Genomic DNA, 16542 nt, shown 5'->3' with positions numbered 1-16542 from the left:
TGCCGCAAATAGGGGGGGCGGCGCCCGGGACGGGGCGTCCCGAAGCCGTCACAATCCCCCAAAAGGTGGAAAATTCCGCCAGCGGCCGCACATCCCCATGAATGATTTGACCGCCGGATTCGCCCGGCCCCGCCCCTCCCACGCGTCGACGGACGAGAGCGATCTCGCGCCGGCGGGCGATCCCGTGAGCCTGGTTCTGGACCAGGCGCGCCGCAGCGGGGTGAGTGTGCAGTCGTTGCTGCATTTGCTGCAAGCCGCTTGCGAGCAATTGCCCACAGGGGTGTTCGTCAAAGATGCCGCGGGGCGCTATCTGTTCGTCAATGCGGCGGCGGCCGCCGTGCTGGGCCATTCGGTGCACGACGTGATCGGACGCACCGATGCCGAGCTGCTCGATGCGGAGGCGGCCGCCGTCCTGAAAGACGGCGACGAGGCGGCGCGCGTCCGGCGCATGCCACTGCAGCGTGAGGAGAAGCTCACCTCGCGCGCCCTGGTGTGCACCCGCATGGCCGTGCCGCTGGATGATCACGGCGTGTGTTTGGCCGGGCTGTGGCTCGATTTCAGTGAGCTGCGCCGCACACAAGACAAGCTGCGGCATGCGTTGCATCTGCTGGAGCAACAACAGCGCCAGAACGAGGATCTGCGCCAGGAATTGCGTGACCAAGGCGTGCGTGATCCGCTCACCGGCGTTTACAACCAGCGCCATTTCGACGAGCAGCTTCGTCGCGAAGTCGATCTGTCGGCGCGGGAGCATCGCGAGTTCGCGCTGGTGGCCATCCAGGTCGATGATTACGACGATTTGGTGGCGCGTCACGGTCGGCAAGCGGCCGAGCGCTGCTTGCAGGCGCTCGGGCAGTTGTTGCGTGGCAACACCCGAGCGATGGATGCACCCTGCCGCATCGGCATCGACCGCTTCGCCGTGCTGCTGTCGGGCGTGGGGCTGGCCACGGCCCATGCGCGCATGGAGGGGCTGCGCCGGCAGTGCGAGGCCCAAATCGTCATGCACGAGGGTCAGGACCTGCGCTTCACCGTCTCCATGGGGGTGGCCAGCTTTCCGCACAGCAGCGATGAGCTGACCGATTTGCTGCGTCTGACCGAGCAGGCCTTGGCGCAAGCCCGCCGCCGGGGAGGCAACGGGGTGGCTTTGGCCCGCATTCCCTTCCAGCCACGGCGTCCCGAAGCGAGGCCCTCGACCGCAGCCTGAGAAACCGCGCGGCCCCCCGGGGTGGGCTTACGGGGCGGGCTTAGCTTGCCAGTGCCTTGTACAGCATGTAGGCGGCCAAGCCGTAGAGCAACAGGGCAAACGCCCGCTTGAGTTGCTTGACGTTCAAGGCATGGGCGGCGCGCGCGCCCAGTGGGGCGAACATCACGCTGGTGGCCGCGATCAGCGCCAGCGCTGGCAGGTACAAAAAGCCGATGGCCCCCGGCAGGGCCGCCGGCAGCGACCAGCCGCCGATGACATAACCGACCACGTTGGCCACCGCGATCGGAAAGCCCAGCGCGGCACTGGTGGCCACCGCTTGGTGGATGGCCACATTGCACCAGGTCATGAAAGGCACCGAGACGAAGCCGCCGCCAGCGCCCACCAGGCCCGAGAGGAACCCGATCACACTGCCGGCGGCCACCTGCCCGGCCGCCCCAGGCATCTGCCGCGAGGGCTTGGGCTTCTTGTCCAGCAACATTTGCGTGGCCGAGAAGCCGACGAAGATCGCGAAGAACAGCGCCAGCCAACGTCCCTTGAGCAACGCAAAGACACCGGCGCCGGCCAGCAGCCCACCCAAGACGATGCCTGGGGCCAAGCCGCGCACCAGATCCCAGCGCACGGCTCCCCGCTTGTGATGCGCCCGCACACTGGATACGGAGGTGAACAGGATCGTGGCCATCGAGGTGGCAATGGCCATCTTGACGGCCAGTTGGGCTTCCACGCCGCGCTGGGCCAGCAAAAAGGTGAGAAAAGGCACCAGCAACATGCCGCCGCCGATGCCCAACAAGCCGGCCAGAAATCCGGTGAAACAGCCCAGCAGCATCAGCTGGGCGATGAATGGCAGATCGAAAGTCAAGATCGCTCCAACAAGGCCAACACGGCGCGCCACTGTGCCGGCGTCACGGGGGTGATCGACAAGCGGTTGCCGGGTTGCAGCACCCGCATCGACGCCAGTTCTGGGCAGGCGCGCATTTCCTTCAGCGACAGCAACCGGGTCTTGCGCACGAACTTCACGTCACGCAGCAGCCAGCGCGGCGCTTGAGGGCGCGAGGCCGGGTCGTAATAAGGGCTGGACGGGTCGAACTGCGTCGGGTCCGGGTACGGCTCGCTGGCCACTTCGGCCAGTCCGGCAATGCCCGGTTCGGGGCAGGACGAGTGGTAGAACAACACGCCGTCGCCGATGCGCATGGCGTCGCGCATGAAATTGCGCGCCTGATAATTGCGCACGCCGGTCCAAGGCACGGTTTGCCCGGGGGCGGCGGCCAGATCATCGATCGAGCATTCGTCCGGCTCGCTCTTCATGAGCCAGTACTGTTGTTGTTCTGTCGGCATGGGCGAGAGGACGGCAGACGGGGTGTCCGCCACGAGCCGAGAGCCGCATTCCTGAACCCAGGGGATTCAGGTGGGCGAGGTCAGCAGGGCCTCGGGTTCGTCTGACGCGAGACGATCGCACCAGCCAAGCAATGTTCCAAGCCCTTGCTCGATGAGCATCGGTTCAAGGAAATATAGAACTCCCGCGAACGCGACGGACCTGTCGATTCTACGCCCGTTGCGGCAGGCAGTGCCCGCGCAGTCCGCGGCGGCGGCCTCAGAGCAAGCGTCCTTCCTGGCTCAAGGCCTCGTCGATGCGCGCCATCAGTGCACGCAATTTCTGGGCGTGCGCAGCCGCCGAGGCCTCGGTCGCGGCGCTGGCGGCGCTGGGAGGATGCGCCGGCGCGGGGGCCGGCGTCGGGCGCTTGGCCAGTTCGAAAGCGATGTTCAGCGCGGCCAACACGGCGATGCGCTCGCGTGCCTTGACCTTGCCGGCATCGCGGATCGCGCACATCTCCCGGTCCACGGTGTTGACGGCCTCGAGCAAGGCGGCTTCGCCACCGTCGGCGCAGCCCAGGATATAGCTCTGGCCCATGATGGTCACTTCGATCTGCTTCATGAGCCCTCCGGTCCATTCTGCGGGGTTTGGGCGGCTTCGCTGGGCAGGTGTTCGAGCAGGGCATCGATGCGCGCGCGCGCCGTCTGGAGCCGCTGCCGCAAGCTGTCGCGTTCGGCAGACACTTGGGCGAGCTGCCGCTGCAGCAGCTCGTTGGTGCGCCGCAGCTCCTCGTGGCGCAGCAGCAATCGCTCGATGCGATCGGCAAGTTCGTCGATGGTTGACATGGGCCGGCCCGTCCTTGAGCGCGGATTGTAGGAGCCTACCAACGGTCTTGGGGGGCTGCGGTGCAAGCCGAGCGGGGCCGCCTCCTACAATGCCTCGCGCGCCTTGCCCCCGCGCATGGTCTCTCATGAAGCCCGATCTCGACCTCCATTTGATCCTCGGCGGCGCCCGTTCTGGCAAAAGCCGTCATGCCGAAGCCTTGGCCCGTCAGGCCGAGGCCGCGGGATCTTCCATCGTCTACGTCGCCACCGCCTGGGCCGGCGATGAGGAAATGCAGGCGCGCATCGCCGAGCACCGGGCGCGGCGGCCGGCGTCCTGGATCCAGCTCGAACTGCCCGACGCCGACTTCGCGTTGGCCCACGCCTTGCGTGCACAGGCGGCGGAAAATCGCTGCGTACTCGTCGATTGCTTGACACTGTGGCTGGCGCAGCATCTTTGTCCGCCGCCCGGCGTGCGCACGCGCGACGCTCAGGCCGAAGTCGATGCCGTGCTCGAAGCGCTGCCTGCGCTGAGCGGCCGGGTGATCTTCGTCTCCAACGAAATCGGCTTGGGCGTCATGCCCATGGGGGCCGAGACGCGCCGCACCATCGATGCCTTGGGCCGCTTGCACCAGCAACTGGCCCAGCGCGCACACCGCGTCACCTTGATGGTGGCCGGTCTGCCGCTGGAACTCAAACCCTCGCGAGGAAGTTGCCCATGACCCCTGCCGATCTGCCCCGTCCCCAGTCCACCGACGACGCTCGTTTGCGCGCCCGCTTGCAGCACCGGCTGGACCGCAAGACCAAGCCTTTGGGGGCCCTGGGGCGTTTGGAGGCCCTGGCCGTGCAGGTGGGCTTGGTGCAGGCGCGCGAAGACCCGCAGTTGCGAGATCCGCAGCTCGTGGTGTTCGCGGGCGACCATGGCCTGGCCCGTCAGGGCGTGTCGGCTTACCCCAGCGACGTCACCTGGCAGATGGTCGAAAACTTCTTGGCCGGCGGGGCGGCGGTGAGTGTCTTGGCGCGTCAGCACGGTCTGGCGCTCAGCGTGGTCGATGCCGGCGTGGCGCATGAGTTTGCCCCGCGCGACAGACTGCTGATCCGCAAGATCGCCCCAGGCACGGCTGACGCCAGCCTGGGCCCGGCCATGACCTCGGCGCAGTGTTGGGCCGCTTTGCAAGCCGGCATCGAGGTGGTCAAAGGCTTGCCTGGCAATGTGCTGCTGCTGGGCGAGATGGGCATTGGCAACACTTCGGCCGCTGCGCTGTTGCTGGCGCGCTTGACCGCGGCCCCCTTGGCCGAGTGCGTGGGCCGAGGCACCGGACTGGACGATGCCGGTCTGGCGCACAAGCGCGCCGTGTTGGAGCGGGCCTTGCAGGCCAATGCCGCGGCCGTTGCGCCGCTGGATGCACTGGCGGCCTTGGGCGGATTCGAAATTGCGATGATGACCGGCGCGGTGCTGCAGGCCGCGCACGAGCGGCGCTTGGTGGTCGTCGACGGCTTCATCACCGGCGCGGCCGTGGTGGTGGCCCATGCGCTGGCGCCCCAGGTGCTGGACTACTGCGTCTTCGCGCACCGTTCGGAAGAGTCCGGCCACCGTCGAATGCTGAGCCACTTGGGCGTGGAGCCCTTGGTCGATCTGCGCATGCGCTTGGGCGAGGGCTCGGGGGCGGCCCTGGTGTGGCCGATCATCGTCTCCAGCATCAAGTTGCTGGACGAGATGGCCAGCTTCGAGTCGGCCGGCGTGAGCGAGCGCACATGAAGGCCTTGGCCGATGAACTGCGGTTGTTGGCCCTGGCCTGGCAGTTCTTCACCCGCATTCCTTTGCCTCCGTCCTGGGGGGCTCGTGCCGGCTACACGCCCGAACGGCTGCAAGCCAGTGCCCGGCATTTTCCGTTGGTGGGGGCGGCCGTGGGCGGCTTCAGCGCAGCCGTGTTTGCGCTGGCCGCATGGCTGCTGCCGCCCATGCTCGCGGTGGGGCTGGCGATGGCCGCCAGCCTGTGGATGACCGGTTGCTTTCACGAAGACGGCTGGGCCGACACCTGCGATGCCCTGGGCGGGGCGGTCAGCCGCGAGCAAGCCCTGGCCATCATGAAAGACTCGCGCATCGGCACCTATGGCGCGGCGGCGCTGGTGATGATGTTGGGCCTCAAAGCCGCCAGCCTGGTGAGTTTGCCGGTGGCCTGGGTGCCGGCTGCCTTGGTGTTGGCGCATACCGTCTCGCGCACCGTGGCCGTTGGCTTGATCCGTGCGCTGCCATATGCCGGGGATCCACAGCACGCCAAGGCCAAACCCTTGGCGACGCAGTTGTCCAGTGGGGGCTGGGTGGTGGCCGTGGGCTGGGCGGTCTTGGCCAGTGTGGGCGTGGCCGCCGTCGTGCCACCCACGACGGTGGCCGCTGCACTGCTGGCTGCGGCGCTGGCCGGCCTGTGGTGTGGCCGCTGGCTGCGCCGCCGTCTCGGCGGGTTCACCGGGGACGGGCTGGGCGCGGCCCAACAGTTGTCGGAGTTGGCCATCTACTTGACCTTGGTCGCGGGTTCGTCATGGATCTGAAGGTGTGCCTCTGGCGTCATCCCCGGCCGGCAGGGGCGGCGGGACTGTGCCTGGGCCGCACCGATCTGCCCGTCGACGGGCGGCGCGCGCGACGCTTGGCACACCGCATCCGAGCATGGGCCCGGCGCGAAAGAGGGCCGCGCGAAGTCTGGACCTCGCCCTCGCAGCGCTGTCGTGCCGTGGGCGAATGGCTGGCTTCCTGGGGCTGGCGTCATCATGTCGATGCCCGCCTGCGCGAGCTGGATTTCGGCCAGTGGGATGGACGAGCGTGGGCGCACATACCGGCGGAGGCCATCGCGGCATGGTGCGCAGACTTGCGCGGATATCGGCCTGGCGGCGGCGAATGTCTGGACGAGCTGGCCCGGCGCTGCGCTGAATTCCTGGCCGACTGCGGCGGGCAGCGGCGCTACGTCATCACCCACGGAGGCTGGATGACGACGGCGTGGCATCTGGCGCTGGGCCGGCCGCTGCCGGCCACGGCGGCGCACTGGCCGGCTGCGCCGCCCTATGGCAGCGCGATCGATTTGGCTCACGCCGGTGCGGGCGTCTTGGCGGGAAATTCGCAATAGCGCGCCACTTGGCATTGCCAGCAACGCGGCTTGCGCGCCAGGCACACATAGCGTCCATGCAGGATCAGCCAGTGGTGGGCATCGACCAGGTAGCGCGGCGGCACACGTTCGAGCAGCTTCATCTCCACGGCCAGGGGTGTGCGGCCCGGAGCCAGTCCGGTGCGATTGCTGACCCGGAAGATGTGCGTATCGACTGCGATCGTCGGTTCGCCAAAGGCCACGTTGAGCACCACGTTGGCCGTCTTGCGGCCCACGCCGGGCAGGGCTTCCAAGGCCTCGCGCGAACGCGGCACCTGGCCGCCGTGGCGCTCGATCAGCAGGCGACAAGTTTCCAGCAAATGCTTGGCTTTGCTGCGGTACAGCCCAATGGTCTTGATGTAGCTGCACAGCCCGTCATAGCCCAAGGCCAGGATTTGCTGCGGGGTGTGGGCCACGGCAAACAGCTTGCGCGTGGCCTTGTTCACGCCCACGTCCGTGGCCTGGGCCGACAGCAGCACGGCCACCAGCAGCTCGAACACGCTGGTGTATTCCAGCTCCGTGGTGGGCTGCGGGTTGGCCGCCTGGAGCGTGGCGAAAAAGGCATCGATGTCTTGCGGCGTCATGGGCCGCGATTGTGCCTTGGCAGCCGCTCAGCCGCTGCGTCGTTGTCGCGCCTTGGCCAAAGCGGCTTCGATCACGGCGCGCTTACGCTCGATCTGCGCCGGGTCGGTCAGCCGGGTTTCGGTTTCCAAATGCTCCAGCTTGTGCCGAGCCTTGGCTTCCAGCCGGTCCTGCTGCTCGCGGGCCTCCCGCGCGCGCCGCTGCTGGTGCCAAGCGTAGCGTTCACGGGCTTGCTGCGCTTGGGCCTCGCTCCAGGCTGCCCAACCGGTGGCCGTGGTCACCGGGATGAGCGAGATGCAATCGACGGGACAGACCGGCACACACAACTCGCAGCCGGTGCAGTCCTCGTCGATCACCGTGTGCATCTGCTTGTTCGAGCCAATGATGCAGTCCACCGGACAAGCCTTGATGCACAGCGTGCAGCCGATGCACCAGTCCTCGTCGATGACGGCCAGCATGCGCGGCCCTTCCACGCCATGGGCGGGCGACAGCGGCAGCACCGGTCGGCCGGTGAGGGCGGCCAGGCGCGCCACGCCCTCGGCGCCTCCGGGCGGGCATTGATTGATCTCGGCCTCACCGGCGGCGATGGCTCGGGCATAGCCGGCACAGTCGGGATAGCCGCAGCGCGTGCATTGCGTCTGCGGCAGCACGGCCTCGATGTCTTCGGCGCGAACGGTCCTCACGGCGCGGTCGACGCTTTGCGGCGCACGGCCGCGCGTGCCGGCGCGGCCAATGGGTGCCGTTCGTGCTTCACAATGAAGTCGCGCACCACCGGATAGACCAGCTGCCGCCAGCGCTTGCCGGAAAAAATGCCGTAGTGGCCGGCGCCAGGCACGGTGAAGTGCGGCTGCTCATCCTTTGGGATGCCGGTGCACAACTCGTGAGCAGCTCGTGTTTGGCCCGCGCCGGAGATGTCGTCGAGCTCGCCCTCAATGGTCAGCAACGCGGTGGTGCGAATGTCCTGCGGACGTACCAGCTCACCGCGCACCCGCCAAGTGCCTTTGACCAGCGCGAACTCCTGGAATACCGTCTTGATGGTGTCCAGGTAGTACTCAGCCGGCATGTCCAGCACGGCGTTGTACTCGTCGTAGAACGCTCGGTGCGCCTCGGCGCTTTCGTCGTCGCCGCGGATCAGGTCCATGAAGTAGTCATAGTGCGAGCTGAGGTGGCGGTCCGGATTCATGGCCACGAAGCCCGCATGCTGCAGGAAGCCGGGGTATACCCGCCGACCGGCGCCCGGGTAGTTCGGCGGCACGCGATAGATCACGTTGTTTTCAAACCACTCGTAGCTCTTGTTCATCGCCAGATTGTTCACCGCGGTGGGGGAACGCCGGGCGTCGATCGGGCCACCCATCATCGTCATCGAACGCGGCGTGGGTTCGCCACGGCTGGCCATCAGCGAGATGGCCGCAAACACCGGCACGGTGGGCTGGCACACCGAGATCACGTGCACCTGCGGACCAATGAAGCGGATGAACTCCTGGATGTAGTCCACGTAGTCGTCCAGGTGGAACGGGCCGGCGTCCAGCGGCACCATGCGCGCGTCGATCCAGTCGGTGATATAGACCTTGTGGTCCTGCAGCAAGGTGCGCACCGTGTCGCGCAACAAGGTGGCATGGTGGCCTGACAGCGGCGCGACCACCAGCACCACCGGCTGCTGCTTCATCTTCTCCAGCAAGGCCCCTTCGTCGGTGAATCGTTTGAAGCGGATCAGCCGACAAAATGGCTTGGTCAGCGGCACCTGTTCCTGCACCGCCACATCCACGCCATCGACCTGCACCGTGTGAATGCCGAACTCCGGTTTTTCGTATTCCTTGCACAGCCGGTGCATCAAGTCCAAGCCGGCGGCGACCCGGTCGGACAGGGGCACATGGGCGAAGGGCGACAGCGGATGACTGTAGAGCTTGGCAGCGGCGCTGGCGAACTCTGAAAAGGGGCTGAGCAGAGCCCGTTGGGTCTCGTAGATGTGGTACAGCATGCGACCCTCTTCGATCAGGATGGTGGCCGGTGGCCTGGAGCGTGCAGTGTGGGTTGCTGCACTGCATCATTCTAGGCGCGACCGCTCAATCCTGTGTGAAGTCGGGCCTGGGGCAAACGCGCAAAATGACGGTGAAAATGCGCGATTTCGGCGCATATCGCACGGCGGTGTCGCCAAGGCGACACCGCAGCGACCTCTGGAGGCATTGCAGCCCCCCCCGAGCCGACGGGCTCAGATCACCTTGGCCAGGGCGGAGGCGACGTAATCGATGTTTCGGCTGTTGAGGGCGGCCACGCAAATGCGGCCGGAATCGACCCCGTAGACGCCGAACTCGCTGCGCAGGCGCTGCATTTGTGCCGCACTCAGCCCGGAATAGCTGAACATGCCGCGTTGCTGGGTGATGAAGCTCATGTCCTGTGTGACGCCAGCGGCCTCGAGGCGCTCGACCAGGGCGGTGCGCATGTCCTTGATGCGGCGACGCATGCTCGCCAGCTCCTCTTCCCACAACTGGCGCAGCTCTGGCGTGGTCAGCACCGTGGCCACCACCTGCGCACCATGGGTCGGCGGGTTGGAGTAGTTGGTGCGGATCACGCGCTTGAGCTGACTGAGCACCCGGTCGGCCTCGTCTCGGCTTTCACAGACCACGCTCAGGGCTCCGACGCGCTCGCCATAGAGCGAGAAGCTCTTGGAAAACGAAGTCGAGACGAAGAAATTCAGACCGGCGTCCATGAATTGGCCGATCACCGCCCCGTCTTCGGCGATGCCCTCGCCAAAACCTTGGTAAGCCATGTCCAAGAACGGCACCAGACCGGCGGATTTCACGCTGGCGATCACCTCGGTCCACTGCGCCGGGCTGAGGTCATAGCCGGTCGGGTTGTGGCAGCAGGCATGCAGCACCACGATCGTGCCGGCCGGGGCGGCCTTCAGGGCGGCCACCATGCCGTCGAAGTTCACGCCCCGGCGTGCCGCGTCGTAATAGGGATAGGTGCTGACCTGGAAGCCGGCGTTCTCGAACAAGGCACGATGGTTTTCCCAGCTGGGGTCGCTGATGAGCACGCGCGCGTTCGGGTTGAGCTTCCTCAGAAAGTCCGCCCCGATCTTCAGCCCGCCGGTGCCGCCCAGCGCTTGAACGGTGGCGATGCGCCCGGCCTGCACGGCATCGCTGTGCTGGCCGAACACCAAACCTTGCACGGCCTTGTCATAGGCCGCGATGCCGTCGATGGGCAGGTAGCCGCGCGCTTTGGGGGCTTCCAACATTTGCTTTTCCGCCGCAGCCACACACTGCAGCAGCGGAAGCTTGCCGTGGTCGTCGTAATAGACGCCCACCCCCAAGTTCACTTTGGCCGGGTTGGGGTCGGCGTTGAATTGCTCATTGAGTCCCAGAATGGGGTCGCGGGGCGCCATTTCGACGGCGGCGAACAGGGATGACATGGGCTGTCCTTGTCAGTGGAGGGAAATGTGGTTCTGGGCTACGCTTACAGATTTGGGCCCAGCGCCCAGCAGCCGGGAAAACCCGCATTTTAAGGTCGCCCCAAGCCCATGGATCCCATCAGCCCAGCCCGTCATCACAGCCCTGAGGCGGTGGACCGACCGGACGACTCCCGTTTCGTCCGCTTTCCGGATTCCCCGTTTCAGCTCTATCAGCCTTATCCGCCGGCCGGGGATCAGCCCTCGGCCATCCAGGCGCTGGTCGACGGGGTGCGCGACGGGCTGAGCTTCCAGACCTTGCTGGGCGTGACCGGTTCGGGCAAGACCTACACCATGGCCAATGTGATCGCGCGCTTGGGGCGGCCGGCCATCGTGTTTGCCCACAACAAGACCCTGGCGGCGCAGCTGTACAGCGAGTTCCGTGAGTTCTTCCCCAGGAACGCGGTGGAGTACTTCGTCAGCTACTACGACTATTACCAGCCCGAAGCCTACGTTCCGCAACGCGACCTGTTCATCGAAAAAGACAGCTCGATCAACGAGCACATCGAGCAGATGCGGCTGTCGGCCACCAAGAGCCTGCTGGAGCGCCGCGACGTGGTGATCGTGGCCACCGTCTCGGCCATCTACGGCATAGGCAATCCCAGCGATTACCACCAGATGGTCATGACCTTGCGCGTGCATGACAAGCTGGGGCAGCGCGACGTGATCGCCCAGCTCGTGCGCATGCAATACCAGCGCAACGACACCGAATTCGCTCGCGGCACCTTCCGTGTGCGCGGCGACACCATCGATGTCTTTCCGGCCGAGCATTCCGAGCTGGCCTTGCGCATCGAGCTGTTCGACGACGAGGTCGAGTCGCTGCAGCTGTTCGACCCATTGACCGGGCGCATTCGTCAAAAGATCCCGCGCTTCACCGTTTACCCCAGCAGCCACTACGTCACGCCGCGGGAGCGTGTGCTGGCTGCGATCGAATCGATCAAGGCCGAACTGCGCGAACGCTTGGACGAGCTGGTCAAAGCCGGCAAGTTGGTCGAGGCGCAGCGCTTGGAGCAGCGCACCCGCTTCGACCTCGAAATGCTCCAGGAAGTGGGGCACTGCAAGGGCATCGAGAACTACTCCCGTCATCTTTCGGGGGCGCGGCCGGGCGAGCCGCCGCCCACCTTGGTGGACTATCTGCCGCCTGATGCGCTGATGTTCCTCGACGAGAGCCATGTCCTCATCGGCCAGTTGGCCGGCATGTACAACGGTGACCGTGCGCGCAAGACCACCTTGGTCGAATATGGCTTTCGCCTGCCTTCGGCGCTGGACAACCGACCGCTGAAATTCGAGGAATTCGAGGCCAAGATGCGCCAGGTCATCTTCGTCTCGGCCACCCCGGCCGACTACGAGCAGCGCATGTCGGCCCAGGTGGTCGAGCAGGTCGTGCGTCCTACTGGGCTGGTGGACCCGGTGGTCGAAGTGCGGCCGGCCACCCACCAAGTGGACGATGTGCTGGGGGAGATCCGCCAGCGCATTCAAGCCGGCGAGCGCGTGCTCATCACGACCCTGACCAAGCGCATGGCCGAACAGCTCACCGACTACTTGGCCGACAATGGCGTGAAAGTGCGTTACCTGCACTCCGACGTGGACACCATCGAGCGCGTGGAGATCATCCGCGACCTGCGCCTGGGGGCGTTCGACGTGCTGGTGGGCATCAACCTGCTGCGTGAGGGCTTGGACATCCCCGAAGTGTCGCTGGTGGCCATTCTCGATGCCGACAAAGAGGGCTTCTTGCGCTCCGAGCGGTCCCTGATCCAAACCATCGGCCGGGCCGCGCGCAACGTCAATGGCAAAGCCATCCTGTATGCCGACCAGATCACCGACTCCATGCGGCGGGCCATCGACGAGACCGAGCGACGCCGCGCCAAACAGCTCGCCCACAACCAGGCCCAAGGCATCACGCCGCGCAGCGTGGTCAAGCAGGTCAAGGAGCTCATTGATGGCGTCTATGCCGACAAGTCCGGCAAAGACGAGCTCGGCGCTGCCGAGGCGATCGCCGAAGCCCAAACGTTGTCCGAGAAGGATCTGGGCAAGCGCATCAAGCAATTGGAACGTCAGATGTTCGAATACGCTCGCAACCTCGAATTCGAAAAAGCCGCGCGTGTGCGCGACCAGCTCGCCCAACTCAAGGCCCAAGTCTTCGGTGCGGCCGTGGGCGATTCCGTCGTGCCGCCACGGGCGTGACCAGGGGCGCAGGCATGCAAAAGTTCAGCGTGCTGTTCGTGTGCACGGGCAACATCTGTCGCTCGCCCACCGCCGAGGTCGTGGTGCGCCACCACCTGCAGCGCGCCGGGCTGGCCGATCGGGTGCATCTGGACTCGGCGGGCACCCATGGCTACCACGTCGGCCATCCGCCTGACGAGCGCGCCCAGGCCCATGCGGCCCGCCGAGGATACGATCTCAGTGCCCTGCGGGCCCGCAAGGTCGACGCCGCCGATTTCCAGCGTTTCGACCTCATCTTGGCGATGGACCGCGGCCACTTGCACTGGTTGCGGGAGTCCTGTCCGACAGCCGAACACGGCAAGCTCAAACTCATGATGGACTTCGCGCTGCCGCCACGGCGCGAGGAAGTGCCCGACCCCTACTATGGCGGTCCGGCTGGCTTCGAATTGGTGCTCGATTGCCTGGAAGCAGCGGCCCATGGACTGGTGGAGCATCTGCGGGCGCGGCTCACGCCAAACCCAGGGAACTTCCGAACCCAAACTTGACCAAAAAACTAGGCTTCAGGCATAATCGAGTAAAACACTCGGATTCAACCGAGGGTTAACCCGAGCCAAAAGCCGTGTTTGGGTTCAACCGCTGCCCTCCGCGGGGGGCAGCACACAAGGAGTTCGACATGCGTCTTACCACCAAAGGTCGCTTTGCCGTCACCGCCATGATCGACCTCGCGTTGCGCGAGCATCAGGGGCCGGTGGCTTTGGCCGCCATCAGCCAGCGCCAGCAGATCTCCTTGTCGTATTTGGAGCAACTGTTTGGCAAGCTGCGCCGCCACGAACTGGTCGAGAGCACTCGTGGGCCCGGTGGGGGCTACTCGCTGGGGCGCAAGGCCGAAGACATCACCGTGGCGGACATCATCGTCGCGGTGGACGAGCCGATCGATGCCACCGGCTGCGGTGGCAAAGAAAATTGCATGGGTGAAGACCAGGGCCGCTGCATGACGCACGACCTGTGGGCCAGCCTGAATGCGAAGATGATCGAGTACCTCGATTCCATCACCCTGCGCAAATTGGTCGAAGACCAGCTCGCCCGTGGCGTGTCGATCGAGGAGCAGCCGGTCAAGCGGGCCATCTCCAGCCAGCCGGTGGTCAAGCCGATCAAGGTCAACGCGCCCAACTCGGTGTTTGCCTTGGGCAACGCCTTTTCGAAGTAAACCAAACGCCAAACGCGCCAGCAGGGGCTTTGCGGCCCTGCCTTGCAAGCCGACATGGACATGACCCCACATTTCCCGATCTACATGGACTATGGCGCCACGACGCCGGTGGACCCGCGCGTGGTGGACGCGATGATCCCCTGGCTGCGCGAGCATTTCGGCAACCCGGCCTCGCGCAGCCATGCCTGGGGCTGGGAGGCCGAAGAGGCCGTCGAAAAGGCCCGCGCCCAGGTGGCCGATCTGATCGGTGCCGATCCGCGTGAGATCATCTGGACCTCTGGGGCCACCGAGTCGAACAATCTTGCGCTCAAGGGCGCGGCCCACTTCTACAAGGGCAAAGGCAAGCACCTGGTGACGGTCAAGACCGAGCACAAGGCGGTGCTGGACACCATGCGGGAACTGGAGCGCCAAGGCTTCGAGGTGACCTATCTCGACGTGCAGGAAGACGGCTTGCTCGACCTCGATCGCTTCAAGGATGCGCTGCGCCCAGACACCATCCTGGCGTCGGTGATGTTCGTCAACAACGAGATCGGCGTGATCCAGGACATCCCGACCATCGGTGCCATCTGTCGGGAGCGCGGCGTGCTCTTTCACGTCGATGCGGCACAGGCCACCGGCAAGGTCGAGATCGATCTGTCCACCTTGCCGGTCGATTTGATGAGTTTGGCCTCGCACAAAACCTACGGTCCCAAGGGCATTGGCGCGCTGTACGTGCGACGCAAGCCGCGCGTGCGCCTGGAGGCGCAGATGCATGGCGGCGGCCACGAGCGGGGGTTGCGCTCGGGCACCTTGCCGACGCACCAGATCGTTGGCATGGGCGAGGCCTACCGCATCGCCAAGCAAGAGATGGGCACCGAGATCGAGCGCATCCGCATGTTGCAGCAGCGCCTGCTCAAGGGGCTGCAAGACATCGAGCAGGTCTTCATCAACGGCCATCTCGAAAAACGTGTGCCGCACAACGTGAATGCCTCGTTCAACTTCGTCGAGGGCGAATCCCTGATCATGGGGATCAAGGGCATCGCGGTGTCCTCGGGGTCGGCCTGCACCTCGGCCAGCCTGGAGCCCAGCTATGTGCTGCGTGCGCTGGGCCGCAGCGACGAGTTGGCGCATTCGAGCCTGCGCATCACCATCGGCCGTTTCACCACCGAGGAAGAAATCGATTACGCGGTGGCCACCCTCAAAGACCGTGTGGCCAAACTGAGAGAATTGTCCCCGCTGTGGGAGATGTACCAAGAGGGTGTGGATCTGAGCACGATCCAATGGACCGCCCATTGACATCGACACAGCCCAAGCAGTAGTTGGAGAGCGACCATGGCATACAGCGACAAAGTCATCGATCATTACGAGAACCCGCGCAACGTCGGCTCCTTCCCGAAAGGGGAATCCAACGTCGGTACTGGCATGGTGGGGGCCCCGGCCTGCGGAGACGTGATGAAGCTGCAGATCAAGGTCAATCCGGCCACCGGCGTGATCGAGGACGCTCGCTTCAAGACCTATGGCTGCGGTTCGGCCATTGCCTCGAGCTCGCTGGTGACCGAATGGGTCAAGGGCAAGACCTTGGACGAGGCCATGAACCTCAAGAACACCCAGATCGCCGAAGAGCTGGCGCTGCCTCCGGTGAAGATCCATTGCTCGATCCTGGCCGAAGACGCCATCAAGGCTGCGGTGAACGATTACAAGGCCAAAGCCAGCGCGGCGGCGGCCCAGCAGGCGCATTGACACCATGGCCGTGACACTGACCGAGGCGGCTGCCCGCCATGTGGCCCGCTACCTGAGCCGTCGCGGCAAGGGGGTGGGTGTTCGCTTGGGCGTGAAGACCACCGGCTGCTCGGGCTTGGCGTACAAGCTGGAGTATGCCGACGAGGTGGCTCCCGAGGACCATGTCTTCGAGGGCCATGGTGTCAAGATTCTGGTGGACCCCAAGAGCTTGCCCTACTTGGACGGCACCCAACTCGACTTCGTGCGAGAGGGGCTGAACGAGGGCTTCAAATTCAACAATCCCAACGAGAAGGACCGCTGCGGCTGCGGGGAGTCCTTTCGCATCTGAGCCGCTCCGGAGTTCGTCGCGCGGGTTGGGCGGGCGGCTGCCCAGCCCGGCGTTCCGTCTTGCGGCCCTTCGATCATGAACCTCCAGGCCAACGACTTCGAGCTTTTCGGTTTGCCCGAGCGCTACGCGCTGGATCGGGCCGACCTGGACGCGCGCTGGAAGTCGCTCCAGGCCCGTGTGCATCCCGACCGGTTCGCCGCCGAGGGCGCGGCGGCCCAGCGTGTGGCCATGCAGTGGGCCGTGCGGATCAATGAGGCCTATCACCGCCTGAAGGATCCGCTGCGTCGTGCGGCCTATCTGTGCGAACGGCGAGGAGCCTCGATCGATGCGCACAGCAATACCGCCATGCCTGCGGACTTCCTGATGCAGCAAATGAGCTGGCGCGAAGCGCTGGAGGAGGCGACCGACCAGGCGGCTTTGCACGCCTTGGCGCAGGACGTGCAGGCTGAACGAGCCCGCCGGCTTGCCGCGGTGCAGGCCTTGCTCGACGATCGAGGCGATGCCCAGGCCGCGGCCGATGAGGTCAGAGCCCTTATGTTCATCGAGCGCTTTGCCGAGGAGGTCGAGCGCCGGCTCGACGGCCTGGGACAATAGACGAGCCATCACTGGCACGGCCCGCCTCGTTCGCGA

20 protein-coding genes and 1 other RNA gene are annotated in these 16542 nt (G+C 65.6%); 12 read left to right on the top strand and 9 right to left on the bottom strand.

Features of this window, described 5'->3' with window-relative positions; translation table 11 throughout:
- Nucleotides 1-184: 184 nt before the first annotated feature.
- The gene (locus CTA01S_RS09870; protein ID WP_169452408.1) at nucleotides 185-1201 is read left to right on the top strand and encodes a sensor domain-containing diguanylate cyclase; all 1017 of its coding nucleotides are present in this window, start codon (nucleotides 185-187) and stop codon (nucleotides 1199-1201) included.
- A 40-nt stretch (nucleotides 1202-1241) separates the two neighbouring features.
- On the opposite strand, the gene CTA01S_RS09865 is transcribed toward CTA01S_RS09870, so the two are convergent.
- The 5 genes from CTA01S_RS09865 to CTA01S_RS09850 form a co-directional block, all read right to left on the bottom strand.
- On the bottom strand, nucleotides 1242-2024 hold the full coding sequence (locus tag CTA01S_RS09865; protein WP_033370896.1) for a sulfite exporter TauE/SafE family protein: 783 nt from the start codon (nucleotides 2022-2024) through the stop codon (nucleotides 1242-1244).
- A 29-nt stretch (nucleotides 2025-2053) separates the two neighbouring features.
- The gene (locus tag CTA01S_RS09860) at nucleotides 2054-2533 is read right to left on the bottom strand and encodes an EVE domain-containing protein (protein ID WP_019559611.1); all 480 of its coding nucleotides are present in this window, start codon (nucleotides 2531-2533) and stop codon (nucleotides 2054-2056) included.
- A 21-nt stretch (nucleotides 2534-2554) separates the two neighbouring features.
- A non-coding RNA gene (ssrS, locus tag CTA01S_RS17065) (6S RNA) lies at nucleotides 2555-2734 on the bottom strand.
- 55 nt (nucleotides 2735-2789) lie between these two features.
- Nucleotides 2790-3131, bottom strand: a complete 342-nt coding sequence (locus CTA01S_RS09855) for a cell division protein ZapA (protein WP_019559612.1) — start codon at nucleotides 3129-3131, stop codon at nucleotides 2790-2792.
- On the bottom strand, nucleotides 3128-3355 hold the full coding sequence (locus tag CTA01S_RS09850) for a hypothetical protein (RefSeq protein ID WP_019559613.1): 228 nt from the start codon (nucleotides 3353-3355) through the stop codon (nucleotides 3128-3130). The genes CTA01S_RS09855 and CTA01S_RS09850 overlap by 4 nt, the downstream gene beginning before the upstream one ends.
- 125 nt (nucleotides 3356-3480) lie before the next feature.
- Between CTA01S_RS09850 and cobU the strand changes: the two genes are divergently transcribed.
- From cobU to CTA01S_RS09830, 4 genes are read left to right on the top strand one after another with little or no spacing between them, the layout of a single operon-like run.
- The gene (cobU, locus tag CTA01S_RS09845; RefSeq protein WP_062195027.1) at nucleotides 3481-4053 is read left to right on the top strand and encodes a bifunctional adenosylcobinamide kinase/adenosylcobinamide-phosphate guanylyltransferase; all 573 of its coding nucleotides are present in this window, start codon (nucleotides 3481-3483) and stop codon (nucleotides 4051-4053) included.
- The gene (gene cobT / locus CTA01S_RS09840; RefSeq protein ID WP_198150850.1) at nucleotides 4050-5090 is read left to right on the top strand and encodes a nicotinate-nucleotide--dimethylbenzimidazole phosphoribosyltransferase; all 1041 of its coding nucleotides are present in this window, start codon (nucleotides 4050-4052) and stop codon (nucleotides 5088-5090) included. Before cobU ends, cobT begins: the two co-directional genes overlap by 4 nt.
- Nucleotides 5087-5881 carry an adenosylcobinamide-GDP ribazoletransferase gene (locus CTA01S_RS09835; protein WP_062195019.1) on the top strand — a complete coding sequence of 265 codons (795 nt, stop codon included), beginning with the start codon at nucleotides 5087-5089 and terminating at the stop codon, nucleotides 5879-5881. The genes cobT and CTA01S_RS09835 overlap by 4 nt, the downstream gene beginning before the upstream one ends.
- Entirely contained in the window at nucleotides 5872-6450 is a 579-nt protein-coding gene (locus tag CTA01S_RS09830) for a histidine phosphatase family protein (RefSeq protein ID WP_019559617.1), read from the top strand. The genes CTA01S_RS09835 and CTA01S_RS09830 overlap by 10 nt, the downstream gene beginning before the upstream one ends.
- Here CTA01S_RS09830 and nth read toward each other — a convergent pair.
- From nth to CTA01S_RS09810, 4 genes are all read right to left on the bottom strand, one after another.
- Nucleotides 6411-7052 (bottom strand): endonuclease III, encoded by a 642-nt coding sequence (gene nth, locus CTA01S_RS09825; protein WP_019559618.1) that lies wholly within the window; start codon nucleotides 7050-7052, stop codon nucleotides 6411-6413. The two genes, CTA01S_RS09830 and nth, sit on opposite strands and share 40 nt — an antisense overlap.
- A 27-nt stretch (nucleotides 7053-7079) precedes the next feature.
- Entirely contained in the window at nucleotides 7080-7733 is a 654-nt protein-coding gene (gene rsxB, locus CTA01S_RS09820) for an electron transport complex subunit RsxB (protein ID WP_062195017.1), read from the bottom strand.
- Nucleotides 7730-9028 carry a polyhydroxyalkanoate depolymerase gene (locus CTA01S_RS09815; RefSeq protein WP_062195015.1) on the bottom strand — a complete coding sequence of 433 codons (1299 nt, stop codon included), beginning with the start codon at nucleotides 9026-9028 and terminating at the stop codon, nucleotides 7730-7732. Before CTA01S_RS09815 ends, rsxB begins: the two co-directional genes overlap by 4 nt.
- Before the next feature lie 231 nt (nucleotides 9029-9259).
- Nucleotides 9260-10459 (bottom strand): amino acid aminotransferase, encoded by a 1200-nt coding sequence (locus CTA01S_RS09810; protein ID WP_062195012.1) that lies wholly within the window; start codon nucleotides 10457-10459, stop codon nucleotides 9260-9262.
- 108 nt (nucleotides 10460-10567) lie between these two features.
- Between CTA01S_RS09810 and uvrB the strand changes: the two genes are divergently transcribed.
- From uvrB to hscB, 7 genes are all read left to right on the top strand, one after another.
- Complete coding sequence (uvrB, locus tag CTA01S_RS09805; RefSeq protein WP_019559622.1) at nucleotides 10568-12679, top strand: excinuclease ABC subunit UvrB; 2112 nt, start codon at nucleotides 10568-10570, stop codon at nucleotides 12677-12679.
- A gap of 14 nt (nucleotides 12680-12693) precedes the next feature.
- The gene (locus tag CTA01S_RS09800) at nucleotides 12694-13203 is read left to right on the top strand and encodes a low molecular weight protein-tyrosine-phosphatase (RefSeq protein WP_062195009.1); all 510 of its coding nucleotides are present in this window, start codon (nucleotides 12694-12696) and stop codon (nucleotides 13201-13203) included.
- Nucleotides 13204-13331: 128 nt separating this feature from the next.
- Nucleotides 13332-13865 (top strand): Fe-S cluster assembly transcriptional regulator IscR, encoded by a 534-nt coding sequence (gene iscR, locus CTA01S_RS09795; protein WP_019559624.1) that lies wholly within the window; start codon nucleotides 13332-13334, stop codon nucleotides 13863-13865.
- Between the two features lie 54 nt (nucleotides 13866-13919).
- A complete protein-coding gene (locus CTA01S_RS09790) occupies nucleotides 13920-15140 on the top strand; it encodes an IscS subfamily cysteine desulfurase (protein WP_019559625.1) in 1221 nt (406 codons plus the stop codon).
- Nucleotides 15141-15176: 36 nt separating this feature from the next.
- Complete coding sequence (gene iscU / locus CTA01S_RS09785) at nucleotides 15177-15584, top strand: Fe-S cluster assembly scaffold IscU (RefSeq protein ID WP_019559626.1); 408 nt, start codon at nucleotides 15177-15179, stop codon at nucleotides 15582-15584.
- A gap of 4 nt (nucleotides 15585-15588) precedes the next feature.
- A complete protein-coding gene (iscA, locus tag CTA01S_RS09780; protein ID WP_019559627.1) occupies nucleotides 15589-15912 on the top strand; it encodes an iron-sulfur cluster assembly protein IscA in 324 nt (107 codons plus the stop codon).
- Between the two features lie 75 nt (nucleotides 15913-15987).
- Entirely contained in the window at nucleotides 15988-16506 is a 519-nt protein-coding gene (gene hscB / locus CTA01S_RS09775; RefSeq protein ID WP_062195006.1) for a Fe-S protein assembly co-chaperone HscB, read from the top strand.
- Nucleotides 16507-16542: the final 36 nt, after the last annotated feature.

Origin of the sequence: Caldimonas taiwanensis NBRC 104434 (assembly GCF_001592165.1) — a bacterium.
Lineage (GTDB): Bacteria > Pseudomonadota > Gammaproteobacteria > Burkholderiales > Burkholderiaceae_C > Caldimonas > Caldimonas manganoxidans.
The sequence above is the reverse complement of the archived record's forward strand: the minus strand, read 5'-3'. Positions and strand labels throughout refer to the sequence as shown.